The organism is Oceanisphaera sp., assembly GCF_052084945.1.
Lineage (GTDB): Bacteria > Pseudomonadota > Gammaproteobacteria > Enterobacterales > Aeromonadaceae > Oceanimonas.
Genome location: NZ_JBQDEX010000006.1, coordinates 1 through 25,783, shown reverse-complemented (window position 1 = coordinate 25,783; position 25,783 = coordinate 1). Strand labels below are relative to the sequence as shown.

Sequence of the window (25,783 nt, the reverse complement as noted above, 5' to 3'; positions counted from 1 at the left end):
AACAGCGTAAAACACGTATCACTTAATACTAGTTTTGTTAGGAGTATGGCATATGGAATGGCTGACTAATGCGTTAACCTCCATTAATGGAGTAGTTTGGGGAGTCCCTATGTTGGTGGGTATTTTGGGCTTAGGGCTCTACCTACAACTGGGTATGGGGCTAATGCCTATTCGCAAACTAGGTACTGGTTTTAAATTATTATTTAGTAAAGTTGATGCTGGAAAAGGCGAAATATCTCCTTTTAATGCACTCATGACCTCGCTGGCGGCCACCATAGGTACCGGTAATATTGCAGGGGTGGCCACCGCCATTTTCTTAGGCGGCCCGGGGGCCTTGTTTTGGATGTGGATGACGGCCTTAGTTGGCATGGCCACTAAATATGCCGAAGCCGTCTGTGCGGTTAACTTTCGTGAAACAGACGAAAAGGGCAACCACGTAGGTGGCCCTATGTACTACATCAAAAATGGCCTGAGCAAAAAGTGGGCTTGGTTAGGGGTTGCCTTTGCACTCTTTGGCGGTATTGCCGGCTTTGGTATTGGTAATACCGTGCAGGCTAACTCAGTAGCCGACGCACTAGAATCCTCTTTTGGTTTCTCACATGGTGTCACCGGCTTGGTGTTAATGGTGTTAGTTGGCTTGGTATTAATTGGCGGTATTCGTTGGATCTCCGAGGTGGCAGGCAAATTAGTTCCTTTAATGACGGTCGCCTATTTTGTATCAGGTATTGTGGTGCTGGGAATGAACGCGCCTGAGTTACCTGGTGCGTTGGCCTTAATCTTTGAACATGCCTTTACGCCCATTGCTGCACAAGGTGGCTTTGCCGGTGCTGCGGTATGGATGGCAATTCGCTTTGGTGTGGCACGCGGGGTTTTCTCCAATGAGGCCGGCCTTGGGAGTGCACCTATCGCTCACGCCGCCGCCAAAACTGACAACCCAGTACGTCAAGGCTTAATTGCCATGTTAGGTACCTTTATTGACACCATAGTAGTGTGTTCTATTACCGGTTTGGCAATTGTGGTTACCGGCAGCTGGAGCAGTGGAGAAACAGGCGCCTCGTTAACTGCCTTGGCCTTTTCTATGGCCATTCCAGGGGGCGAGTATATTGTGTCATTGGCATTAGCTGTATTTGCCTTTACCACAATTTTGGGATGGAGTTTCTACGGTGAGAAATGTGTGCAGTTTTTATTTGGTGTTAAAGCCATAGTGCCCTTTCGTATTGCTTGGGTATTGGCATTGCCGATTGGTGCGACTCAGTCGCTAGAGTTTATCTGGCTGTTAGCAGACACCCTTAACGCCATGATGGCCATTCCTAACTTGATTGCACTGGCCTTATTAAGCCCTGTGGTGTTTCGCTTAACCAAAGAGTACTTTGCCAAGCAAGCACAAGCAAAATCGTAACACCGCAATGTAAGCGCGACTAAGTAACACACTAAATAAAGGGGAGCAGCTTAGGCTGCTCCCCTTTTTGCGGCTCATTGTAAGTTAAGCCTGATATACTGGTAGCGTATTCAGTTTCTTACTAGGGGCCCGCATATATGTCTATTCAACCTCAATACCATCAAGATGCCATTCAAGCACTTTGTCTGCGTCACCCCCTACTTAATGAACTGATGGCGCTCACGCCGGTGAGCTGGTTTAACCCCGAACGCCAACCCACAGAGCAGGCCTTAGCCGCCGTAGGCTTAACCGCCGACGACGTGAGTGCCGCCAGTCGACGCTTAGCGCGTTTTGCCAGTTACTTTTGTGCCGCCTTTCCTGAAACGCGCCCCAGTCATGGCTTATTAGAATCCCCTGTGCAGGCCATTCCTGCTATGCAACACACCTTAAATACCCACTATCGGCACACCTTAACCGGAAAGCTATGGATAAAGCTTGATAATCAACTGCCTATTTCGGGATCCATTAAAGCCAGAGGCGGCATTTATGAAGTGTTACAACATGCGGAAAAACTGGCGCTAAAAGCTGGTTTGCTGAAACGCACCGATGATTATGCAACACTACACAGCGAGTCATTTAAGGCGTTTTTTAGCCAATATAGTATTGCTGTTGGCTCTACCGGCAACCTGGGATTATCCATTGGCATGATAGGCGCCAAGCTTGGCTTTAAGACCAGCGTGCATATGTCTGCGGATGCCCGCCAATGGAAAAAAGATCAGCTGCGCGCCCATGGGGTAACCGTAGTGGAGTATGAAAGCGATTATTCGGTGGCCGTGGCACAAGGCCGCGCCCAAGCCAAACGCGATCCTCACTGCCATTTTGTGGATGATGAAAATTCAGTACAGCTCTTTTTAGGCTATGCGGTGGCCGGTGAGCGTTTAAAAGCACAGCTAATAGAGCAAGGCATAAAGGTAGACCGCGACAACCCACTATTTGTATACCTGCCCTGTGGCGTAGGCGGTGGCCCGGGTGGCGTGGCTTTTGGTTTAAAACTGGCCTTTGGTGATGCGCTGCACTGTGTGTTTGCTGAGCCCACCCACTCCCCTTGTATGTTACTGGGTGTATATACGGGGTTGCATGAGCAAATTTCGGTACAAGATATCGGCCTAGATAATATTACCACCGCCGATGGCTTAGCAGTAGGTCGTGCTTCTGGCTTTGTCGGGCGTGCTATGTCGCCTATGTTAGATGGCTTTTATACCCTCACCGATAATGACATCTTGACCCTGCTGGGTCAGTTAAATCAGCAAGAAGACATTCAATTAGAGCCCTCTGCTTTAGCCGGCATGGCCGGTCCGTGGCGAGTGATTCAAGATCAAGCTTATTTGCAACGGGTAAATTTAACCGCTGAACGCTTAGCCAATGCTCATCATTTAGTGTGGGCCACCGGCGGCGGCATGGTGCCAGAGGCAGAAATGCAACAATACTTAGCCCAAGCGGCAAACATTATGAAGGGATGAAGGGCGAAGAGGAAAACACTCAACCTACAGAGAACGGCTCTGTAGGTTGAGTGTTTTCCTCTTGCCTCCTTACTTCACGCTTCACATTCACTTAATTACCAAAACCAGCCTTTATCTAAGTCATCTTTACACTGCCAATATTGATTAGCATAGCGCTTGGCGCGGGCATCGACTTTACGCGCTACTTTTAGTAACCAGCCCTTACGGTTGTGAGTGCCTCGGCGATAGCCGCCCCAACCATCGTGATAATTTAAATACTGACCATTGGCATCCCACTTAGACACGCCATTAATTTTACTGGTTTTGCTCATATACCAACCCATAAAATCCATGGCATCGTCAAAGTTACTGCGACTGGCCCAACCGTTACCGCTTTCACGCTGATAATCCGCCCAAGTCATTTTTTTTGCCTGCGCATAACCATAAGCATCTGAGGCGCGACCATAAGGAATAAACAAAAAGTAGCGCATGGGGGGCTGAGCATCATGCTTAAAACTGCTTTCTTGATACATCATCGCCATGGTGACATGCACAGGCGCTCCCCATTTTTCTCGGGCTTTTTTTGCCGATTTATACCAACTTTTATGCTCTTTAAAAATGGCACAAATATTTTCCGGGTTACGCGGCGGCGATGCGGCACAGCTGCTCAGTAACAAGATTGCCAGCAAGCAGGCAGAAATGTGTAGCGTTGGGGTCATGATGCTGACTCATTTAAGTAATCAATACCTTAAATAATGCCTCTTCATCGGCAAAACTTCTAGATGGCTCCCGTTTTAAAGGGCGAATATACGTTGTAATAGCTCCTCTAGATTATTCACAGCAAGCTGCTGCTTATATTAAAGGAAGCGTCTTAATGGCCGTTGTACTGCAAATTGATTTTACCTTTCCTACTCAGATGATGGGCGGCACCCTTACCCAAGGCGCACGCGAGCTCGCACATTCCATCAATCAAGAACCAGGATTTATATCTAAAATTTGGACTGAAAATACCCACACCGGCAAAGCGGGCGGCATTTATATATTCACAGACTCAACACAAGCCCAGCGCTACGCCACTATGCACAGCGAGCGTGTTGCCGCCATGGGAGCGACTGATATTCGGGCTCATATTTTTGATATTAATACTGAGCTAACCGATATTAACCATGGGCAGTATCAAAAGTAGCTTGTCGCCTCGCAGTAATACCAATCGCACTAAATAAGTAGTCAGCTTGTACTGCCTGTAAAAGCCGAACAAAGGGGCCACTCCACCGACACGCTGCGGACTAATGACATTCATCGTATCAGCCTACTGCGAACATTCACTGGATGTTCGTTAGGCTAATACGATTCATCACGGCGAGGCAGGCTCGCCCCATCTGGCTTCAACACATGACTTCCCTGTCATGTGATGGTCGGTGGCGTCGCTCCCTTTATCCGGCTCTAGACTGTATAGCCGCCTGTAGTTAGGGCTAGCTGACAGCTCCGAGCCTCAAAGGAGGTAACAGAGATCAGCTCCCACGACCATGAAATGCCATGGACGGCATTTAAATAATAGAACAAATGTTTAGTGTGATTGGTATAACAGGCGACGTGCCGACATGGTGAAAGCCAGCAAGGTTTCTTTATCACAAGTAAAAAAAAAAGCGCTCAACCAGTGAGCGCTTATATTGATGTTAACTTATCGCATGTTTAAGCCGATAATTCTTTTCTAATAATGGCAGCACCGGCACTCAGTGCATTTAACTTACCTCTGGCCACCTCACGAGACAAAGGTGCCATGCCACAGTTGGTACAGGGATAAAGCTTATCCGCATCAACAAACTGCAAGGCTTTACGTAGGGTGTCGGCCACTTCTTCTGGCGTTTCAATGCGGTTATCAGCCACATCAATGGCCCCTACCATCACCTTTTTACCGCGAATAAGCTCCAGTAAATCCATTGGCACATGAGAGTTGTGACATTCTAATGAAATAATATCAATTTTAGACTGCTGCAACTTAGGGAAAGCTTCTTCGTATTGTCGCCACTCAGAGCCCAAGGTCTTTTTCCAATCAGTATTGGCTTTAATGCCGTAGCCGTAGCAAATATGCACGGCGGTTTCACACTTAAGTCCTTCGATGGCACGCTCTAGGGTAGCAATCCCCCACGCATTCACGTCATCAAAAAACACATTAAACGCCGGCTCATCAAACTGAATAATGTCCACGCCCGCCGCTTCTAATTCTTTGGCTTCTTGATTAAGAATTTTGGCAAATTCCCAAGCCAGCTGTTCACGGCTGTGATAATGATCATCATACAAAGTATCTATCATGGTCATGGGGCCAGGCAATGCCCACTTAATCGGCTGGTCTGTTTGCTTGCGTAAAAACTTAGCATCTTCAACAAACACCGACTTTTGACGACTCACAGGCCCCACTACCGTTGGTACGCTCGCATCGTATCGATCACGAATCTTTACCGTTTTACGGTTTTCAAAATCAACCCCATTGAGGTGCTCAATAAAGGTGGTAACAAAGTGTTGGCGTGTTTGTTCACCGTCACTCACAATATCAATGCCAGCATTCGCTTGCTCTTGCAACGACACCCGCAGCGCATCTTGCTTACCGGCAATCAGTGCTTCACCTTCTAGCTTCCAAGGTGACCACAGTTTCTCTGGTTCTGCTAACCAAGACGGTTTAGGCAGGCTACCTGCCGTTGAAGTGGGTAATAATTTTGTCATTATAAATACCATTTAATCCAAATTAATTATACAGCGTAATTTGCTGACCATTTCTCAAGCGTCGCTAGATAGGGCTTAATAAAGTACTCTTCGGTAAATTTACCCTGCTTAATCGCTAGCTTACCGCGCTCTTCTCGGTCATAAACAATTTTTGTTAAAGAGTGATCTGGGTTATTAATGCTTGGTTTATAGCATTGGCCTGCTGGCGCATTAGCATTATAAATTTCGGGACGATAAATTTTTTGGAACGTTTCCATGGTACTAATATTACTGATCAGCTCAAGGTTAGTGTAATCGTTTAACAAGTCACCAAAAAAGTAAAAGGCCAAGGGCGCAACGCTATTTGCAGGCATAAAGTAACGTACATCTAAGCCCATTTTCTTGAAGTATTGTTCCGTTAAAGAAGACTCATTAGGCTGATACTCCACCCCTAATATAGGATGCTCATTTTCAGTTTTATGATAGGTCTTGTTATCCGATACACTTAAGCAAATGACCGGTGGTTTATTAAAGTTTTGTTTGTAACTATTTGAATCAACAAAGTATTTAAACATTTTGCCATGCAAGTCACCAAAGTCTTCAGGGATACTAAAATTGGCTTGGTTTTTATTATGCTCTAGCAACAACACACTAAAATCGTAATCGCGCACATAAGATGAAAAGTTATTGCCAACCATGCCTTCAATACGCTGATTGGTTTTATGATCAACAATGTAGGTTTTTAATATTTCTATGGTCGGAAAAGCATCGCCATTGCCCTCTACATCCATATCGACAGATACGATTTCTAACTCCACAGAGTAACGATCCCCTTTGGGGTTGTCCCACTGCGCCAAGGCATTAAACCGATTGTTAATGGTTCTTAGGGTATTGCGCAGGTTCTCTTGACGGCTTTCCCCTCTGGCCAAGTTGGCAAAGTTAGTGGTCGCGCGGCTGTTGTCTGACGGGTGATAGTTTTCATCAAAGGCAATGCTGCTGATCGTAAATTGAAAGTTGTTACTCATGGTATCGGTATCCCATCGGCTAAGGTTAAATCTAAATTTGTTGTGGCTCTTTCTGGGCTTGATGACCTTGATTAACGAGAAGTCCAGATGTCTAGAGCTAAGCTATGGGTATGTTATACCGCGCCCTTTACATGAACAAAAATGATTTAATTTCATCGATACATGAGTAATTCTCATTAATAGCCAGTTTTGTTATCCGCCAAGCACGATACGTAAACCAACGAGCGTCTGTTTTAAGGTAAGGCGTACAGCGTTACAGGTGCCGCTCCCCAAAAGGATAGGCGCTGCCTTTATTACCTAATGGTTTGCGCTAAAGTGACAAAGTCTTGCAAATAGCTAACTTGCTCCTCGCCCTTGCGTACGCCTAAAAAGATCTGTTTATTAATGCCACTTTCACCAAAGCGCAGGCTTCTAATGTTCATGGTGCTGGCAAACTCATCCACCAACCAGCCCGGCAAGGCACTCACCCCTCGACCCGCCGCCACCATTTGCAACATAATCTCTGTCGTTTCTATGGTCTTATGTTGCTTGACCGTGCACTTAGCCGGATTTAAAAACTGACTAAAAATATCTAAACGCTCGGGGTCTACAGGGTAGCTAAATAGCACCTCATCACTGAGTTGTTCAGGCATTACATGATCTTGCGCAGCTAAAGGGTGAGATGACGAGACCACCAGCCGGTGCTCATAATCAAACACGGGTATAAATATTAAATTTGGCTTATATAAGGGATCCGGTGTCACCAACATATCGATCTCATAGTTATGCAAAGCCCCCAGCCCCCCAAATTGAAACTCTTGCTTAACGTCAATATCAACACTGGGCCACTTCTCAAGATAGGGCTCAATGACTTTTAATAACCACTGATAACAAGGGTGACACTCCACGCCCACTCGTAATGATCCCATCTCACCTTTTGCCATTTGTGATAATAACAACTCGGTGTGCTTAAACTGCGGCAATACTCGATTAGCCAGCGTTAAAATTTGCTCACCGGCATGGGTCAGGCGCAAACTTCTGCCTTCTTTTTTCCATACCGGCGTCTTAAGTAAACCTTCTAATTTTTTAATGCTATGGCTTAATGCCGACTGAGATAAGTTTAGCGTTTCTGCCGCCTGCGTTAAGGTACCCTGCTCTTTTATTGCCGCCAATACTTCAAGATGAAACCGCTCTAACATCGCCACACTCGCTTTTTAATACTCAATACAATGAGTAATATTCATAACTAATATAATAACAGAGTATGGTTTTCATCATTTAAAAGCCATTCATGACGTCATGACTTACACATTCTTACGTTTAACACCAAACATGCGAATCATTTGATTCTAAAAAGCCAAACAAAAAGCAATATTTGATATTAATTCAGTTGGTTTTTAATACTTAATAGGTCATAGTAATAGCATCTTTTATTAAGGCCGTTAGCTAAACCAAGGGGTAACCGGCCATTAATATACCGCAAGCTCACCAGAGGCACCATTGAGCCACATGGAAAAACACCTCACTATTATCGACTTTTATCTCACCTTTTTTGGTCGCTTACGTCGGGCTGATTTAATGCTGCATGGCGAAATGAGTGTGGCAACTGCGTCTCGGGCCTTGTCTGAATATCGTGAGCAATTTCCTGATAGCATCAATTACGATGCTCGTTTAAAAACCTATTTTGCAGCCGATGACTTTGTACCCGCATTTAGCCACAGCGCACAAGATGCACTTAATGTGATCGCTCATGGAACCATAGAACGCTTTATCGTTGAGCTGCAAAAAGCCGATTTATCCACGCTGCCCACCTTGTCGAGTCACTTAGCTCTCAATCAAGCCCAAAGCCTTACCACTATTAGTCAAATAACCAAAGCACTCACCTTAGCCACCCCGCTTGATATTTATTATTACTCGGCCAGCTCTGAGTCTAAGGTACGGTGCGTCTATCCCTTGGCCATTTTTGAAGCCACAGGCACCTGGTATTTTCGCGGTTATGACGTAGATAAAGCCGACTTTCGAATATTTCGTTTTAGTCGCGTCTTATCAGCCAAGCAGGCCAAGCTTAGTGTTGTAGTACCCCCCGATAACGACTGGCAGCAATACGTGACCCTAACGCTGATGCCGCATCCTAAGCACTCTCATCCAGCAGCGCTAAAAATGGATTTAGGTTTGGTTGATAAACCCGTGTGCAATATCAGCACGCGCAAAGCATTAGCCGGATTTTCACTGCGATCTTTGCGAGTAGATGCTTCCTTACAGGGGGTGTTATCGCCGATAGAATATCCGCTTTATCTGGCTAATCGCCATGAATTATTAACCCTAGCGTCTATGGCCATAGCGCCTGGCTTTAATGCCACTTAACAACAAATACATACACTATCGGCCAGCGGTTGCAGCTACTACCAGTCTGATATTTGTCTTCGCTTATCACTGACGGCTATTGCTGTTTTATCCCGCTCTCGAGCTTTATGAATGAGGAATTCCTTATGCTTTCGCCTTTATCTCCAGGCTTTATGGTATTGCAAGGCAACCGCTTAGAAGACTTGCGAGAAGTGGCCGTACATTGGCTGGCCCAGCATCCTTTGGGCCCATTAGAAGATGAATGTATCTTGGTGCAAAGTAACGGCATGGCCCAATGGCTAAAAATGGCCTTAGCCACTAACTCGCAAGGTAAAGGCATAGCCGCGGCACTCAATGTACAACTGCCTGGGCGCTTTATTTGGCAGGCTTATCGGTCGGTGTTTGCCGAGCTACCCACCAGTTCGCCCTTTGATAAAACACCCTTAACTTGGCGCATCTACCGCTTATTGGGGGATTGGCCAAGCCTACAAGCAAGTCTTGGCGATCAGGCCGAGGCGCTGGGTCCGTTGGCCGGATTTTTAACCGCCGATCAAGACCCTCGCCGGCGCTATCAATTAGCTGCCAATTTATCGGATCTCTACGATCAATATCAGCTGTACCGTGCCGATTGGTTAAGTGCGTGGGAAGCCGATCAAGATATTATTATTACCGCCACCGGCCAGCGCCAACCATTAGCCCCAGAGCAGCGTTGGCAAGCCTGTTTATGGCGGGTACTCAGTCAAGATATTCATGGTGAACTGACCACGCAAACCGACAGTCCTTGGGCGACCGCCAGCCGTGCTTTGGTGCATCAGCAATTTATTAAAGAATGCCAACAATATAGCCCAGAGCAGCGCCCCGCCGATTTACCGCGTCGCGTGATAGTATTTAGCATTGCCTCTTTGCCCCGCCAAACGCTGGAGTTATTACAAGCTATCGCTCAATTTACCCAAGTCATGGTGTTTGCCACTAACCCCAGCCAGCATTACTGGGGAGATTTAATTGAAGGCAAGTCGCTGCTTAAGCAAGAATATAAGCGCATTGCTGAGCGTAAAACGCCTGCCAATTTAAACTTGGAAGATTTGCATGCCTATGGTCATCCATTATTAGCTTCTTGGGGTAAGCAAGGCCGCGACTTTTTACACCTGCTTGATGAACACGATCAACCCGACAGTTACCGCCAACACTTTAATCAGCAAAAAATAGACTTATTTAGCGATCCCGGCAACGGCTGCCTCTTGCATCAACTACAATCCGATATTCTAAATTTATGCCCACTTACCGAGCGTCAAGCACAGCACACGATAATTAACCCTGAGCAAGATAACAGCCTGCAATTTATGGTGGCGCATAGCGCCCAGCGCGAAGTGGAGATCTTACACGATCAACTGTTGGCAAGCTTTGCTGAGGCGAAAGAAAAAGGGGAAGTATTACATCCGCGAGATATTCTGGTGATGGTGCCAGATATCAATATCTATGCCCCGCATATTCAGGCAGTGTTTGGTCGCTATTTATCCAGTAACGATGACGCTAACTCGCCACGGGATCCACGGTATTTGCCATTTCATATTTCTGATCAAAGCCAGCGTGGCCAAAATACCCTCTTAATTGCCCTCGAAAAACTGCTGCATTTACCTCAGTCGCGTTTTACCGTTAGCGAGTTATCTGATCTGCTGGATACACCAGCATTACGCGCGCGCTTTGGTATTAATGAAGCCGACTTACCCACTTTGCGCCACTGGATCCACGGAGCCAATATTCGCTGGGGACTCAACGCCGCTCAGCGCCAGCAATTACAGCTCCCTCCTTTAGAGCAAAACACCTGGCTATTTGGTTTACAGCGCATGTTGCTAGGTTTTGCGGTGGGCAATCATGCCAGCTGGCAAGGCATTGAACCTTATGAAGAAGTCGCAGGCTTAGACGCTGCATTAGTAGGCCCGCTTGCCTTATTATTAGATACCTTACAACAGGTACAGCAGCAACTGTTAGCCGAGCACACTCCCACCGCTTGGCTTGAGATCATCGAGCGTTTAGTGGCAGATTTTTTTGTGGAAACTAGCCAAGCCGACAGCTGGGCTATCACTAACTTAGAGATGCAGCTAGAAAGTTTGCAAACCAGCTGGCAAGAAGGCGGCTTGAGCGAGCAATTATTGCCCATTGAAGTGGTGCGAGAAGAATTACTCAATGGCCTAGATGCCCCCACGCTCACCCAAAAATTCTTAGGCGGCTCCATTAACTTTGCCACCCTAATGCCAATGCGCGCCATTCCCTTTAAGCAGCTATGGTTGTTGGGCATGAACGATGGCGATTATCCGCGCAATGTGCGCCCCGCCGACTTCGATTTAATGGCGCTAGATTATCGCCCCGGCGATCGCTCACGCCGTGAAGACGATCGTTATTTATTTTTAGAAGCCCTGCTCTCTACTCGTCAGCGGTTAGTCATCAGTTGGGTGGGCCGAGATATTCGCGATAATACCGAACGCCCGCCGTCGGTTATCGTTAACCAACTTAGAGATCACATTCACGCCGGTTGGCAATTAGCCCCCGAGGCCGCAACGTCTCCTGAAAACGACGTATTAAGTGCTCTCACCACAGAGCACCCATTGCAGCCTTTTAGTCAGCGCTATTTTGAACAAGACCGTGATCCACGCCTGTTTACCTATGCTAAAGAGTGGCGCGCCTTGCATACCCAGCCAAAACAACCAGCGGCTCCCAAAGAGTTAGCGCCTTGGCAACCTCAAGCTGCCATTACACTGCGCGATCTCAGCCGTTTTTTACGTCACCCATCCATGTACTTTTATCAGCATCGTTTAGGTATTCAATGGTTTGATAATAATCAAGAAATTGAAGATAACGAGCTATTCAGCACCAGCGGCCTCGACAGTTGGAAGTTAAGACAACAACTGATAGAACGCGTAACCGCAGAGCTTACCCAGCAGCCCAAGCTTGCCATTACTGATAGCCTAAATCAGAACTTAGCCCGTTTACAGCGCGCCGGCAGCTTGCCCATGATGCCATTTGCCGCGCTAGTACAAGCGGCATTAAGCGATGAATTAACGCCTCCCCTCACTGAATACCAACAAGGGCTGGCCGACTACTCACAGCGATTACCCCTAGCAGTACAACAGCTCAGCATGGGAGCGCTAACGCTTAACGATGGATTGGCAGATATTCGCCATAATGGCGAGGGGAAATTCGTGCGCCTGATCATGCAAGCCAGCAACTTACACTCAGGTCAAAGCTATAAATATGAGCACTTAATACGCCAGTGGCCCGCCCATGTGTTTGCGCAATTATGCCAGGGCGTAGAAACCCATTTATTCGGCCCCAACACCCATATTATTTTGCCATCCATGACATCTGAGGCAGCTCAGACATTGTTGTTAGATATGTTATCGGCTTATCAAGCCGGCATGGATCAATTGCTACCCCTGCCCTGCAAGACGGCTTTTGCCTCCCTAGTGGCTTCGGCAAAACCGCAAGAGGTCTATGAAGGCGGATACAGCACGCCTGGTTATGAAAACCGTGGCGAGCTGGCCGATATCCCTCCCTTACAGCAAACATGGCCCGATTATCACAGCCTCACTCAAGATATGCGTTTTATGGACTTTGCCCGTTTACTCTATCAGCCTTTAGTGGAGACCACATTATGAGCTCAGCGCAAACTACACCGACGGCACCTAAGGTGGCACAGCTTGATCCATTAACCTTTCCGCTATTTGGTAGCCGTTTAATTGAGGCCAGTGCCGGCACAGGTAAAACCTTTACCTTGGCACTGTTATATGTGCGGCTCATTTTAGGCCAGAGTAATAATCAATGTGGCTTTCAGCGCCCGCTTATTCCTAAAGAAATTTTAGTGGTGACCTTTACCGAACTGGCTGCGGGCGAGTTGCGGGATCGCATTCGCGCACGATTAGTTGATGCCGCCGATTACTTTAAACAGCCCGAGCTTGCCCAAGACCCCTTGTTAGTCGCGCTGCGCCAAGATTACCCCGAACCAGAATGGCCACGTTGTGCTTGGCGTTTACAAATGGCCGCCGAAAGCATGGACGAAGCCAGTGTATCCACCATTCATAGCTGGTGTAACCGTATGTTAGTGGAGCATACCTTTGATACTCGAGGCTTGTTTAATCGAGAGTTAGTTACCGACAGCAGTGAACGCTTAACTGAAGTAGTAGAAGACTATTGGCGCGTGCACTTTTACTCGTTACCTATTGCACAAGCAAGCCATGTGCTCACCGCCTTTGCATCGCCCGCGGCCTTAGAACAAGCGTTGCGCCAGTTGATTAAACCCACCAGCCAAGGTATTAGCTTTATAGGCCAGCCACTCAAGGCACAACCCCAGTTAGTTGACAGCACTTTACAGCAATGGGCAGATCACCAAACTCAGGTAGAACAAAAGTTGGCCGAGGTGCGCGCCGCATGGGCAGAGAGCTGGCAAGAGATACGTGAGCATTTAATCGCCTTGCAACCTGGGCTGAATAAAACATCTTTTAAGCCCGAGCAATTTCCTGACGTCTTAGCAGACATTGCCGCTTGGCTCAACGGCCAAGGGCCAGAACCTGCCAAGCTGCACCACTTTGCTCCCGATGCGTTAAAAATTAATAAAAACGCCGCTATCAAGCAATTAGCACCTTGGCCTGCATTTGCTCGGGTAAGTGAATTAAACGCACTGCGCAACGCAGAACAGCCTGAATTACCGATAAATGTGGCCATTTTAGCTGACGCCACTTTGTGGGTGAAAACAGAATTTCAAAAGCGCATGCACCAAGATGCACAAATGGGCTTTGACGATCTTTTAATACAGCTTGAACAAGCACTAGATCCCAGCCATTCCGGTGAGCATGCGGTGTCGTTAGCCGCCACCTTAGGCCGCAACTTCCCAGTTGCCATGATCGATGAGTTTCAAGACACGGATCCCATTCAATTTTCAATTTTTGACCGCATCTATCAGGTAGCCAACACCCCTGATGAACAAGGCATTTTTATGATCGGCGATCCTAAGCAGTCGATCTATCGCTTTCGCGGTGCGGATATTCATACTTATTTACAAGTGCGTAACGCCACCGCGGGGCGTCATTACACCCTAAAGAAAAACTTTCGCTCTACCCAAGGCGTAGTGGATGCTTGTAATGCGTTTTTTACCTACGCCGAACAGCAACCTCAGGCGGCTTTTCGCTATCAAAATGATGAAACCGCAGAGAATCCCATTCCCTTTATTCCGGTAGACGCCCAAGGCCGAAATGAGCAGTTGTTTCTTGATCAAGAAACCGCCGCTCCCATGACTCTTTGGTACTTTAGCAATGATGAAGAAGAAAACACGGCCCTGAGTATGGGGGTGTTTCGTGAACATGCCGCCAAGGTTGCAGCCAGTCAGATCAGCGAATGGCTAAACAGCGCCGCTACCAATAAAGCCGGTTTTGGTGAGCAAGATATAGAACGCGCGCTGGCCCCTGGCGATATTGCGATATTAGTTCGAACCCGTAGCGAGGCCGCTTTGATCACAGAAGCGCTTAGCCAGCGCAATATTCCCAGCGTCTTTTTATCGGATCGCGAAGCTTTATTAGCCAGCCCAGAAGCCGCCGACGTATTACATTGGTTACGCGCTTGTGCCGAGCCTAACGACGAACAATTAGTAAAAGCCGCCTTAGGCACCTACACCTTAGGCTTATCACTTCACCAACTGGCGCACTGGCAAGAAGATGAATTAGCGTGGGAGGCACAAATGCAGCAGTTTAGCCGCTGGCAACGCATTTGGCGTCAACAAGGTATTTTGGTGATGCTGCAACGCCTCATGGCCCATTACCAGCTACCCGCACGCTTGTTAGCCCAAGCCAAAGGCGAACGTAGCCTCACTAACTTGTTGCATTTGGGCGAGTGGTTACAACAAACTGCCAGCCAAATAGACGGCGAGCAGGCTTTAATTCGCCACCTCTACGAACACTTAGGCGAAGACGATCAACAGCTTTTATTGCGCCTAGAAAGTGATGCGCATCGGGTTAAAATTATCACCATTCATAAGTCTAAAGGCTTAGAATTTCCCTTGGTGTTATTGCCATTTATTAGCACTTGGAAAAATATTGATGGTAAGCAAAAACAGGTGCCCTACCAACTAGACGCTGGTATTTATACGGAAGTCTCCGATACAAAACACTTCCCAAAAGCGTGGACGATAGCCAATAGCGAGCGCATTAACGAAGACTTACGCCTGTTATATGTAGCGCTCACCCGCGCCAGCCACGCACTCTGGTTAGGTATCGCTCCTTTAGGCACCACTAAAAACGTGCAACTAGAACGATCTGCTCTGGGCCATGTACTTAATGGCGGCCAGAAATTTAAAGATGTTGAAGCGGTATGGCAAGCGTTAAAAGAGGTGGCAGAGCATCCGGCGATTTGCTTAATCTCAGCCCCCAAGGCACACGACTTAGTGGCGCCCAAGCTTAACGAACAACCTTTAGAAGACGCCCTTGCTGCCCCCATATTAGGCAATTTAAATAATTGGTGGATTGCCAGTTATTCAGCGCTGCAATTTACAGGACAGTCACAAGATGCCTCACTTGTATCAGCACACAGCTTACAGCCAGATGAGCCCACCAGCGCTCAAGAAGATCAATTACTTGAGTTAAGTCAGCCCAAAATCGACGACGCCCACGCATTGCATTTAACAACACCTTTGTATTCAGCCATTCAGGAGCACGCTGCCAGCAATGACTTTATGCATCAATTTCCTCGGGGCCCTAAGTGGGGGACTTTTTTGCATGGCTTATTAGAATGGGCCGCCGTGACGCGAGGCACTCAGCCCGACACCCAACACTTAACCGGTTTTATCGCGGCCATAGAAGATGATGCAGGCCGAGAGGCGCTGATCACCAGTCGCTGCAAACTGCGTAATATTGAAGAGCTAGCCGCACCGTTAAGCGCCTGGCTAAAAGACTTTTTACTGCAATCTTGGTCCTGTACTGGCTTTGCGCTCAGCGACTTAACCCCTAAGCATATAGCCGTAGAATTAGAGTTTTTAATTGAAGTGCATGGTGTCAATGCCATTAGCCTTGATAACTTAGTGCGCCCTTACACCGTTAAAGGGGCCACTGCGCCACAGGCAAAAGGCAACCAGCTAAATGGCATGCTTAAAGGTTTTATTGACTTGGTGGCCGAACAAGATGGCCGATATTATGTGATTGACTGGAAGTCGAATTACTTAGGCCCCAACGACCAAGACTACAGCCAAGATGCCCTGCAAAAAGCCATACTCGAACACAGATACGATCTGCAATACCTGCTGTATATTTTGGCCCTACACCGACAGCTAACGGCTCGCTTACCCGATTACGACTACGACCAGCATGTAGGCGGTGCTTTATATGTATTTTTACGAGGTTGGCAGGCCCCTAACCAAGGCATATTTCACGACAAACCACCCAAAGCCTTAATTGAAGCCCTCGATTCTTTGTTCAGTCACAGCCCTGAGCAGGTAAACAGCTTTGAGCTTAGCCATACCACAAAAGGAGTGAGCTTATGACCACAACCTCAACCCCACTGCCCGTATCCGCAATGCTGAGTCAGCTAGCCACCTGGGTAGAACTTGGGGCACTACGCAGCTTAGATTTAGCACTTACCCGCTTTATTGCCCAGCAAGCGCCCAATAGCAGTGAGTTGCTTCTATTATCAGTCGCCTTAGTCAGTGAGCGTAACGCCCACGGCCATGTTTGCTTAGACTTAACAGCAGCGCTTGCTCAGCCTGCATTATTATTATCCACAACCCACAATATGGCCGATGGGGTAAGCGAACACCAAGCGCGCGAAGAGCTGAGCGCCCATCTGGCCCACCTTGATATCAAGCATTGGCTGGCTGAGTTAAGCGCCAGCAATGTGGTAGAAAACCAACTCAAAGACCGCGCTTCGCCACACAGCAAGCACGATAACACGCCACTGGTTTTAGCAGGCAGCCCCGAGCGACCCCTACTGTATTTGCGTCGCTACTGGCTTTATGAACAACGCATTAAGCACTCCCTTAACCAGCGCTTAGCTAAGCAAGTCATACTGCCTCATGCGGCGACCCAAACCTTACTGACCGCCCTGTTTGCCCCCAGCACATCAGCTGACAATACTTCAGCGCGCGCCACCGACTGGCAAAAAGTAGCCTGTTTATTAGCCGCCCGCAGCCATTTTTCCATCATTACCGGAGGCCCCGGCACCGGTAAAACCACCACAGTGGTTAAGCTATTGGCATTACTGCAAGGCCTGCGTATCACCAACCAAGAATCCCCCCTGCACATTCACCTAGCTGCCCCAACGGGTAAAGCGGCGGCCAGACTCAGTGAGTCGATTGCCGGCAGCGTGGCCAAGCTGCCATTACCTCACGAGCTGGCAGAGTCGGTGCGCAGCCATATTCCCACTGAGGTGACCACTTTGCATCGCCTGCTAGGCAGTTTACCCAACACTCGTCATTTTCGTCATCATGCCAGCAACCCCTTAGTCACCGATCTGGTAGTGGTGGATGAAGCCTCCATGATGGACGTAGAAATGATGGCCAATTTAGTCGATGCACTTCCCGAGCACGCCCGACTCATTTTATTGGGCGATAAAGATCAATTAGCCTCAGTAGAAGCCGGCTCTATTTTAGGCGATTTATGTCAAACCGCCGATGCCGCTCACTATACCCCCAAGACCCAAGCTTGGATAAAACAGCTGAGTAACGAAGATATCGCTGAGTCGTTTATTGACCCTCAAGGCAGCGCCTTACAACAGGCCACCTGCATGCTACGCCACAGCTATCGCTTTAGTGCTCATCCTGGCATCGGCCAGCTGGCCACCTTAGTTAACTCCGGGCAAGCAACGCCTTCATCCCTCAACAATACGGTAAAAAAAGCGCCTCAAAGCTTAAATAGCCTAACGCTGTCGGCGGCCAACAATCAGTTTTTTATGGATCTCACTCCCCTAACACGGCTGGCGGTAAGCGGTTATCAGGCATATTTAACTAAGGCCAAACAGCCTCCTCAACTCACCAAGGATCCCGATGCCAACCTAGGCGCCTTAAACGCGTGGGCACTGGAGGTATTTACCGAACATAATCAATTTCAACTGCTTAGCGCCGTGCGCCAAGGCACGGTAGGTATTGATAACTTAAATCAAGAGATTACCAAGGCATTGCAGCAGAAAGATTTACTGCCTCAAGGCGACGCCATCTGGTATGCCGGTCGCCCTTTATTAGTGACGCGCAACGACTATAGCTTAAAGTTAATGAATGGCGATATTGGCATTTGTTTATACTGGCCAGGCGTTGGCTTAAGAGTGGCCTTTCCTGATGGCGAACAAGGCATTCGCTGGGTGCTACCCAGCCGGCTACAAGGGGTAGAAACCGTGTTTGCCATGACAGTACACAAGTCTCAAGGCTCAGAGTTTACTCACACCGCCCTCGTCTTGCCCGACTATGGCAACCCGGTATTAACGAAAGAGTTAATTTATACCGGTATCACTCGCTCTAAAGAAAAATTCACCTTAATACACAGCAAAGACGCCGTGTTACAGCAAGCACTACATAGTCGAGTAACACGCGCCAGTGGCTTAAGGGCTTAACCCCTAAGGCTCATTATTAGGCGCTGTTATACGGCGCCTAATAAACATTTCTAATTTAACAATAAAGCATCCGCCACACCTTATTGCTGACTGAGTAATGAGGCCTGCTCTTTACGCTGTTGCTGTTTGGCTTTTTTATAATTTAGCGCCGCAACCGGCACCGGCGTTATCGCCCCTGTTTCTAACCACTTCTTTAACCGGTTAGCATCGGCAATATGGGTATACTTACCAAAGGCATCCAACACCACAAACGCCACCGGGCGCGCATTCATTTCGGTGACCATCACCAAACAATGCCCTGCTTTATTGGTAAATCCGGTTTTACTAAGCTCAATATGCCAGTTATCTTTACGAACCAAGTAGTTAGTATTACGAAAGTCCAAACTGTAACGCGGTTGGCTAAACGCCATAGTCTGCTTGTCTAAAGTGCTGAATTTGCGGATCAGCGGATAATCGTCAGCCGCATTCAGTAACAATACCAAGTCTTGTGCGCTAGACACATTATGTTCAGACAATCCCGTTGGCTCAATAAAAGCACTATCTAACATGCCCAAAGCCTGGGCTTTTTCATTCATCGCTTTAATAAACGCCTGATAGCCGCCCTGATAATGATGCGCCAAACTGGTCGCCGCTCTGTTTTCTGATGCCATTAAGGTAATCAGCAATAGATCATGGCGACTTAAGGTACTGCCCAAACGCACCCGAGAAAACACACCCTCCATATCTGCATTATCACTGATCACAATCGCTAACTGCTCTTTAAGAGATTGCTCTGCGTCTAATACCACCATAGCCGTGAGCAACTTAGTAATAGAAGCAACGGGCGCAACAAAATCCGCATTATCAGCATACAGCACCTCATTATTTTCTAAGTCCACCAAAAGCGCACTGCCAGCGGCCAAGCTTTGCTCAACACTGGGCTTTTTTGTAGAAGCTTCAACTGCATAAGCCTGATTAATAACCGTGCCTAGCAGTAAGCTGCCAGCCAGAATAAAGGGGGTAATTACTTTAGACATCATCACAAGCGATACTCAAATTACAGGGGTTAACGGTGTCAGACACACGCCATAATGTAGCGATATCATGACATACTCATGGCTCGCGCCCTAGCCGATATGACTGATCAGCTTGCATAACCGAATCGACAAAATAATCTGGGGTAGGGAATAATAAAAAGCCCCGCGCCAAAAGCCGCGGGGCAGTACTACGCCGTTGGCAATTTAAAACTTATATTTCACTGTAGCCTGCACATTACGTGGCGCACCATACTCATGCGTATCAAGATCAATACGGTAAGCTTCATCGAAGAGATTATTTACATTGGCAGTGAGGCTTAATTGTTCATTAAATTCATAGCGCGCCATGAGATTGGTCACCCAGTAACTATCTTGGGTATAAATATCGCGATAAAGATCTTTTGCCCCCGATACATAAGTGTGGCTTTGCCAGTTAACGCCTCCCCCTACGGTGAGCTGACTTAGACTCTCAGGTGTAAAACTGGTAAACAGTTTCACCAGGTGCTTAGCTTGATCACTATTTAAGCGTTTACCTTGTTTATCTTCAGTTAACATACGGGTATATCCACCTTGCACTTGCCAGCCTTCCATTACCTCACCGGCAATTTCCAGCTCCCAACCGCGGCCTTTAGTCTCATCCTCAGCGCGATAAGCTTGATTCCCCTTAGGGGTCTGCTTAGTGCCATCTTTAACCGCTAGATTATTTTTTTGTACTTCAAAGACTGCGGCACTGGCATTTAAACGACCATTAAACCACTCGCCTTTTAGCCCCGTTTCCAAATTGATACCGTCTTCGGGATCCAGCAGCTGATCGTTAACGTCTCGGCGAGACTGCGGATTAAAAATAGTGGTGTAACTGGCGTAGGCAGAAACGTTGGGCGTTAAATCATAAACTAGCCCCACGTAAGGTGTAATCACCCCCTTTTCTTCTCTGGTGTCCGTGACATTGCCATTTTTATCTAGCGCACGGGTACGCCAATTACTCCAGCGCGTGCCTAGCAGCACAGATAAATCGTCCGTAGCACTCAGGCGAGTCGCAATATAGGCCCCATTTTCATCAATTTTATTACGGCTACCAAAGCGATCAAGTGACTCCCAGTCTGGCTCAGGAAAATATCTATTCCAGTTATAAACATTGACCTTAAAGCCATTTCTATCATGATAAAAGTCTTTGGTATGATCATCAGTCCATGAACCATTTACCCCCAGCGCCAAGTCGTGCTCACGCCCTAGTAGCTCAAAACTACCTTCGAGTTTGGCACCTACCGAGTCCACAGTGTTATCGACTCGGTAACTACGCAAATGAATATCTGCCTCACCATTGGCATCAGGTATATAAGAAGCCAAGCCAAAACGCTGCTTCGTTTCAATAGTGTTGTGGTTATAAGCCACATTCATTTTCCACTTATCATTCAAGTGATGATCCACAGCTGCCGTTAGGCCAAGGCGGCTGTCTTCAAAACCACTCCAATCAGCCATGGAGTTATCACCGCGACCAAAAGGCGTTAATTTGCCATTTTCATCAGCCAATGCATAACCGGTAACAGGCCCAGCGCCCCCGTCCGCTTCGTTTTCACCATATTCAAGTGCTAATCTCGCGACAGTCTGCTCTGTTACATCAGCCTCTAACACACCATAGATCACTGATTTTTCGTAGTTATATCCTTGTTTCCAACTATCTCCTGTTTCTTTTACTCCCACGAGACGCCCGCGCAGACTACCTTGCGCATTAAGTGGCCCTGAAATATCACCCACAGTACGCGATACGTCCCAAGATCCTAAAGATTGCGAAACGGAGGCTTGAAAATCATGAGTGGGCCGCTTGCGTGTCAGTGAAATTGTAGCCGAGGGATCACCTGCCCCTGTCATCAACCCCGTTGCGCCACGCACCACCGTAACCGCATCATACAAGTCAGTATTAAGCGTGCCTAAACCTTGAGACGCGCCGAGGCCTGCAACCGCGGCAGATGGCAAAGGTAAGCCATCTAACATCAAATTTTTTACCGAATTGCCCCGCGCAGAAATCCCCGCATAACTGCCCAATGCGGCTCCAGCCCCTGAAAAAGTCACGCCCGGCGCGCGAGCTACCGCCTCCCCTAAAGAGGTAATGCCTTCTTGATCTAGGCGTTCTCGAGTGATGACAGTGACCGACTGCGGCGTTTCGCGAAGCGATAAATTCATCCCAGTGGCAGCAGCGGTATTATCTGTTGTAAAACTCCCCGTGCCTTCAGTGATGCCGTCTGTAATGGCAGAAGCACTCACTGTCACCGGAGCTAATTTCCATTCACCTTCTTGCTTGGTTGAAGGCGAAGCCTCGCTATCGGTCACTTCTTGCGCCAAAGCGGCAGGTAATCCCAGCATTAAAGAAGTAATAATAGTGGCAAGATGCGTTTTATACGTATTGGGGAATGAGCGAACGCTCTTAAAATCGCGAAGCACAGAGGCCATGTTTAACTACCCTTAAAAATATAAGCTTTCACTTTGTGTGTAAAAGATGGTCGATGCACCACCATAGTGAGAATGAGAATCAATTATTATCTCATCACTTATAAGACGACCGGGGAAGAGATAGTCGGTGTATTTTTAGTAGTTAAAGGTGATTTTTTTTAAATGCGGTCAATTCGTTTCGTTTTGGCTACGGCTTAACGCGAGATAACAAGCCGTATCCCGCCTTTCGCCAGCAAAATACTGCCTCGCTCGACTTATCGCTGACATAGACAGTTTTAAGTCTTTAAAAACAGTGGTAATACTGATGCCTAGCTCAGCTGCAATATCAGCTTGGTATTTACCTTCATAGCGACTGAGATACAGCACCTTTCTAGCTCGTTTACTCAATTTAGCCAGCTCTGCCATCACCAAGCGCAATTCAGCATTAACCAATGCATGATGTTCTGGGCTTAGATCATGGTCAGATATCCACAGAGATGGCTCTCCCTCCTCTAGTATTTGTCGGCGGCGGCTTTCCAAACGAGCATGATCGATAGCCAAGTTAGCTGCCATGCGAAACAGATAAGCGCGTTGATTCTTGATAGTGACAGATATTCTTAATTGACAAAGTTTAAGATAAAGATCATGTACTAAATCGCTCGCTAAGCTTAATGAACCTGTACGATGCGCTAGAAATTGTGTGAGATCTGGTTGGCACTCCAGATAGCTTTGGATAAGTGCAGAATGTTGTTTAAAGGTCATGTTCATCATTTAAATTAGATATGATAGATAAGAATGAGTAACAAAATAAACAACAGCAACGATAACCACTTTCATTTGCATTTGCAAAGTAAATAAAAAAGCCCCAACTCAATTGTTAGGGCTTGGCGATCTTTTAAAAGACCAATAGCAATTTAAACCTGCACTAGTTAACAGCAATATCTTATTTAGATATTATTTATATAAAAGGAGTTAGTTAAGGCTTTTTTCTAACGCCAGTGGTAGATTATTAGGATGTAGAGGTTGGCTGAACAAGTAACCTTGAAAGAAATGACAACCGTTATCTAACAACCAATCGAATTGCTGAGGTGTTTCTACTCCTTCGGCAATAATGCTGATATTCAAACTTTTTGCCAAAGCAATAATGGCAACAGCAATAGCCATACTGCTCGCATCTTCCAAGATATCATCGACAAAAGACTTATCAATTTTTAAGTAGTCAATCGGTAGCAGCTTTAGACAAGTCAGAGATGAGTAGCCAGTACCAAAGTCGTCTAATGAGAACTTGATACCTGCTTTGCGTAGGGCATTTATTTTAGTAATAGCACTATTCACATTACTTTGAAAAATACTTTCAGTGATCTCAAGAGTGAGGCCGCTTGTGCATATCCCTGTTCTTGCAACTACCCCCTCAACCATATCAACAAAGTTTGCTTGGTTAAGCTGTCGAACACTGATGTTTACCGCCATAGTCAGTGTCTTCGGAGTGTTAGCACATTGCCATTCAGCTAATTGCTTACAGGCCGTTTCCAATACTAACTCGCCGATTGGCACAATTAAGCCATGCTCCTCAGCCAAGGGGATAAATTTGCCTGGGGATACCATACCGTGCACAGGGTGAACCCAACGTAATAATGCCTCAACTCCTTTAACCTGCTTATTGCTATCGATAATAGGTTGATAAAACAATATAAATTCTTTGTTATCCTGAGCTTGCCGTAAATCTTGTGCTAATAATGCTCGTTCAAGTGCGGTATCTTGTAATAAAGGAGAGAAAAAAATCAGCTGATCACGCCCTGCTTCTTTTGCAGCATACAATGCTATATCTGCTTTTTTTAGCAGCTCTTCAGGCTCATCTTGCTCACTATTAAAAAGCGCCACTCCGATACTGGGTGTTACTTCTAACTGTAAATCACCCAGTAGATAAGGCTCTTTCAATGCAGTACCAATCGCTTTACCTATATTTTTGATATGCTTCACTGCAACATCACGTTCAGAACTTAGACTATCTACAATAATAACAAACTCATCACCACCAAAGCGCGCAACTGTATCTGTTTCACGTACATTGCAAGATAAACGGGAAGCTGCCTGTATAAGTAGTTCATCACCAGCGCTATGCCCAAGCATGTCATTAACTTCTTTAAAGTTATCCAGATCGATTAACACTACGGCACCATAGTCCGATCGCTGCGCTTTTTGAGATAGCGCATGGGCCAATCTTTCAGCCATTAGCCTACGATTAGGTAACCCAGTGAGGGCATCGTGTAATGCCATATATTCATTTTTAGCTTCAATTTTCTTTTTTGCTGTGATGTCAGCACGGATGGCAATATAGCGTTCCGGTTTATTATTTAAACCAAGGATCGGCACTAAGGTTGACTGGACCCAATATAACGACCCATCTTTTGCTCTGTTGCAAATATCACCATTCCATACCTCATTACGGGCAAGCGTGTTCCAGAGTTCCCTAAAAAACTCTTTACTGTGAAATCCTGAGTTGATTATTTTGTGAGTATGCCCTACTAACTCCTCGCGAGCATATTGAGAAATGCTACAAAAATTATCATTAACCTGAGTTATCACACCACGCGAGTCTGTAATAGCCACAATGGCATGCGCATTAAGCGCCATTTCTAACTCGGCAACTTTCTTTTTAACAAGGTATAAGTTTTGTATTTTCATCTCATATTGATCATGAATATGATCTATTTTTTGTACAAAAAACCAAGCTAGCAAGGCCAACATAGCAATTGTAATGGCTAAAAAGCATACAAAATATAATGTTAGAGGAGCTTGAAAGGTTGGCTCCAGCCCTAAGAATACAAAGCGGTATACAAACACTAATGCTACGATGAGAGCGAACACGACAACGAGGAGGTTAACTCCTTTCATGCTATGGATTATCGGGCGGCTAAACAGATGCTTCATAGGGGTTCCATTAGTAACGTATAGAGTACTTGTATCTAATATTTATATACTGCTACATTAGACAGTTATATTATAACGATTGAACTTATACGATACATGAAATTGATAGAAAGTTGTAGGCTACGTCTCACTGAGCAGAGCTTAACTGTCACTTTCATAGTAAGAGCTATTTGATGTGATAATCAGTGTAGTCGCTCCCTTTGGTTGTGGAGTCGCCTATCTTGTGAATATTCGCAGTTGTTACCCAGCAAAGATGGCTAGCCCAGTGACGTATCGAGGGAGGTGAATCTATTTCTTCTTGATACTGCATTTAAATACCACCGCACCGCTCAAAGCAGTGCCTACAAGGTCAAGATATAAGGTCAGCGTCGATAGTGGCATTGCGCACGAATGTAGTCGCGGAAATAACGCTGTACGTTATACGCTGTACGCCTTACGCAAAGGCCTAAACGTCGTCGCCCTTGTAGTCGCGCGCTTTAGCCGCGAAATGGCGCGCAGCGCCATCCCATGCACACATTCAAACCTAAACACCCACATTCAAACGGTGGATATGTGCACGGGTTCAAATATCGCTGCGCGATATACGCACAGCGGTCGCAGTGCCTACAGGGTGCTAAATATGAGGTCAGCGCCGATAGTGGCATTGTGCGCAGCATTTGAAGGTGGGAGCGCAGCGACCTCATCCCGTGTGTTCGCGGAGCCATTAAACGAAAAAAGCCTGCTCATTAGAGCAGGCTTTTTGAATGATGGCGGGGTGGCAAACGCGCCGCGTTTGAAGGTGGGAGCGTAGCGACCTCATCCAGACTATCCGCGGAGTCATTTTTACCAACAAAAAAGCCACCTATTAAGGTGGTTTTTTTGAGTAAAAATGGCGGAGTGGACGGGACTCGAACCCGCGACCCCCGGCGT

The 25,783-nt window shown here is 46.9% G+C and carries 15 protein-coding genes; 7 read left to right on the top strand and 8 right to left on the bottom strand.

All coding sequences use genetic code 11. The annotated features are described in order from the left end of the window. Nucleotides 1–52 precede the first annotated feature (52 nt). Together ACTHY5_RS01295 and ACTHY5_RS01290 are read left to right on the top strand one after the other, a co-directional pair. The gene (locus ACTHY5_RS01295; RefSeq protein WP_441875274.1) at nt 53–1,399 is read left to right on the top strand and encodes an alanine/glycine:cation symporter family protein; all 1,347 of its coding nucleotides are present in this window, start codon (nt 53–55) and stop codon (nt 1,397–1,399) included. Nucleotides 1,400–1,536: 137 nt separating this feature from the next. Continuing rightward, complete coding sequence (locus ACTHY5_RS01290; protein ID WP_441875272.1) at nt 1,537–2,898, top strand: D-serine ammonia-lyase; 1,362 nt, start codon at nt 1,537–1,539, stop codon at nt 2,896–2,898. 95 nt (nt 2,899–2,993) lie between these two features. On the opposite strand, the gene ACTHY5_RS01285 is transcribed toward ACTHY5_RS01290, so the two are convergent. Then, nucleotides 2,994–3,596 (bottom strand): transglycosylase SLT domain-containing protein, encoded by a 603-nt coding sequence (locus ACTHY5_RS01285; protein WP_441875269.1) that lies wholly within the window; start codon nt 3,594–3,596, stop codon nt 2,994–2,996. A 155-nt stretch (nt 3,597–3,751) separates the two neighbouring features. Between ACTHY5_RS01285 and ACTHY5_RS01280 the strand changes: the two genes are divergently transcribed. Then, the gene (locus ACTHY5_RS01280; RefSeq protein ID WP_441875266.1) at nt 3,752–4,063 is read left to right on the top strand and encodes a monooxygenase; all 312 of its coding nucleotides are present in this window, start codon (nt 3,752–3,754) and stop codon (nt 4,061–4,063) included. A gap of 506 nt (nt 4,064–4,569) precedes the next feature. Here ACTHY5_RS01280 and ACTHY5_RS01275 read toward each other — a convergent pair. The 3 genes from ACTHY5_RS01275 to ACTHY5_RS01265 all read right to left on the bottom strand — a co-directional run bounded on the left by ACTHY5_RS01275 (nt 4,570) and on the right by ACTHY5_RS01265 (nt 7,780). After that, nucleotides 4,570–5,598 carry a methionine synthase gene (locus ACTHY5_RS01275; RefSeq protein ID WP_441875263.1) on the bottom strand — a complete coding sequence of 343 codons (1,029 nt, stop codon included), beginning with the start codon at nt 5,596–5,598 and terminating at the stop codon, nt 4,570–4,572. A gap of 26 nt (nt 5,599–5,624) precedes the next feature. Further along, nucleotides 5,625–6,602 carry a DUF1852 domain-containing protein gene (locus ACTHY5_RS01270; RefSeq protein WP_441875261.1) on the bottom strand — a complete coding sequence of 326 codons (978 nt, stop codon included), beginning with the start codon at nt 6,600–6,602 and terminating at the stop codon, nt 5,625–5,627. Between the two features lie 293 nt (nt 6,603–6,895). After that, nucleotides 6,896–7,780 (bottom strand): LysR family transcriptional regulator, encoded by an 885-nt coding sequence (locus tag ACTHY5_RS01265; RefSeq protein WP_441875258.1) that lies wholly within the window; start codon nt 7,778–7,780, stop codon nt 6,896–6,898. Nucleotides 7,781–8,090: 310 nt separating this feature from the next. Between ACTHY5_RS01265 and ACTHY5_RS01260 the strand changes: the two genes are divergently transcribed. The 4 genes from ACTHY5_RS01260 to recD all read left to right on the top strand — a co-directional run bounded on the left by ACTHY5_RS01260 (nt 8,091) and on the right by recD (nt 18,500). Beyond that, nucleotides 8,091–8,945, top strand: a complete 855-nt coding sequence (locus tag ACTHY5_RS01260) for a helix-turn-helix transcriptional regulator (RefSeq protein ID WP_441875255.1) — start codon at nt 8,091–8,093, stop codon at nt 8,943–8,945. A gap of 125 nt (nt 8,946–9,070) precedes the next feature. Then, nucleotides 9,071–12,577: an exodeoxyribonuclease V subunit gamma gene (gene recC / locus ACTHY5_RS01255; RefSeq protein ID WP_441875252.1), complete on the top strand. Its 3,507-nt coding sequence runs from the start codon at nt 9,071–9,073 to the stop codon at nt 12,575–12,577. Next, nucleotides 12,574–16,443 carry an exodeoxyribonuclease V subunit beta gene (gene recB / locus ACTHY5_RS01250; protein ID WP_441875249.1) on the top strand — a complete coding sequence of 1,290 codons (3,870 nt, stop codon included), beginning with the start codon at nt 12,574–12,576 and terminating at the stop codon, nt 16,441–16,443. The genes recC and recB overlap by 4 nt, the downstream gene beginning before the upstream one ends. Continuing rightward, nucleotides 16,440–18,500 (top strand): exodeoxyribonuclease V subunit alpha, encoded by a 2,061-nt coding sequence (gene recD / locus ACTHY5_RS01245; RefSeq protein WP_441875246.1) that lies wholly within the window; start codon nt 16,440–16,442, stop codon nt 18,498–18,500. The genes recB and recD overlap by 4 nt, the downstream gene beginning before the upstream one ends. Nucleotides 18,501–18,580: 80 nt before the next feature. Here the strand turns inward: recD and pbpG are convergent, their stop codons facing one another. The 4 genes from pbpG to ACTHY5_RS01225 all read right to left on the bottom strand — a co-directional run bounded on the left by pbpG (nt 18,581) and on the right by ACTHY5_RS01225 (nt 24,874). Further along, entirely contained in the window at nt 18,581–19,519 is a 939-nt protein-coding gene (gene pbpG, locus ACTHY5_RS01240; protein ID WP_441875243.1) for a D-alanyl-D-alanine endopeptidase, read from the bottom strand. A 201-nt stretch (nt 19,520–19,720) separates the two neighbouring features. Next, nucleotides 19,721–21,964: a TonB-dependent siderophore receptor gene (locus ACTHY5_RS01235; protein ID WP_441875240.1), complete on the bottom strand. Its 2,244-nt coding sequence runs from the start codon at nt 21,962–21,964 to the stop codon at nt 19,721–19,723. A 168-nt stretch (nt 21,965–22,132) separates the two neighbouring features. Further along, nucleotides 22,133–22,705, bottom strand: coding sequence for an RNA polymerase sigma factor (locus ACTHY5_RS01230; RefSeq protein WP_441875237.1), 573 nt, complete (start codon nt 22,703–22,705; stop codon nt 22,133–22,135). Nucleotides 22,706–22,915: 210 nt separating this feature from the next. Next, complete coding sequence (locus tag ACTHY5_RS01225; protein WP_441875234.1) at nt 22,916–24,874, bottom strand: putative bifunctional diguanylate cyclase/phosphodiesterase; 1,959 nt, start codon at nt 24,872–24,874, stop codon at nt 22,916–22,918. Nucleotides 24,875–25,783: the final 909 nt, after the last annotated feature.

Coding starts and splice junctions, on each gene's coding strand:
- ACTHY5_RS01295 (WP_441875274.1), top strand. CDS start 53: ATGGAATGGCTGACTAATGCGTTAACCTCCATTAATGGAGTAGTTTGG.
- ACTHY5_RS01290 (WP_441875272.1), top strand. CDS start 1,537: ATGTCTATTCAACCTCAATACCATCAAGATGCCATTCAAGCACTTTGT.
- ACTHY5_RS01285 (WP_441875269.1), bottom strand. CDS start 3,596: ATGACCCCAACGCTACACATTTCTGCCTGCTTGCTGGCAATCTTGTTA.
- ACTHY5_RS01280 (WP_441875266.1), top strand. CDS start 3,752: ATGGCCGTTGTACTGCAAATTGATTTTACCTTTCCTACTCAGATGATG.
- ACTHY5_RS01275 (WP_441875263.1), bottom strand. CDS start 5,598: ATGACAAAATTATTACCCACTTCAACGGCAGGTAGCCTGCCTAAACCG.
- ACTHY5_RS01270 (WP_441875261.1), bottom strand. CDS start 6,602: ATGAGTAACAACTTTCAATTTACGATCAGCAGCATTGCCTTTGATGAA.
- ACTHY5_RS01265 (WP_441875258.1), bottom strand. CDS start 7,780: ATGTTAGAGCGGTTTCATCTTGAAGTATTGGCGGCAATAAAAGAGCAG.
- ACTHY5_RS01260 (WP_441875255.1), top strand. CDS start 8,091: ATGGAAAAACACCTCACTATTATCGACTTTTATCTCACCTTTTTTGGT.
- recC (WP_441875252.1), top strand. CDS start 9,071: ATGCTTTCGCCTTTATCTCCAGGCTTTATGGTATTGCAAGGCAACCGC.
- recB (WP_441875249.1), top strand. CDS start 12,574: ATGAGCTCAGCGCAAACTACACCGACGGCACCTAAGGTGGCACAGCTT.
- recD (WP_441875246.1), top strand. CDS start 16,440: ATGACCACAACCTCAACCCCACTGCCCGTATCCGCAATGCTGAGTCAG.
- pbpG (WP_441875243.1), bottom strand. CDS start 19,519: ATGATGTCTAAAGTAATTACCCCCTTTATTCTGGCTGGCAGCTTACTG.
- ACTHY5_RS01235 (WP_441875240.1), bottom strand. CDS start 21,964: ATGGCCTCTGTGCTTCGCGATTTTAAGAGCGTTCGCTCATTCCCCAAT.
- ACTHY5_RS01230 (WP_441875237.1), bottom strand. CDS start 22,705: ATGACCTTTAAACAACATTCTGCACTTATCCAAAGCTATCTGGAGTGC.
- ACTHY5_RS01225 (WP_441875234.1), bottom strand. CDS start 24,874: ATGAAGCATCTGTTTAGCCGCCCGATAATCCATAGCATGAAAGGAGTT.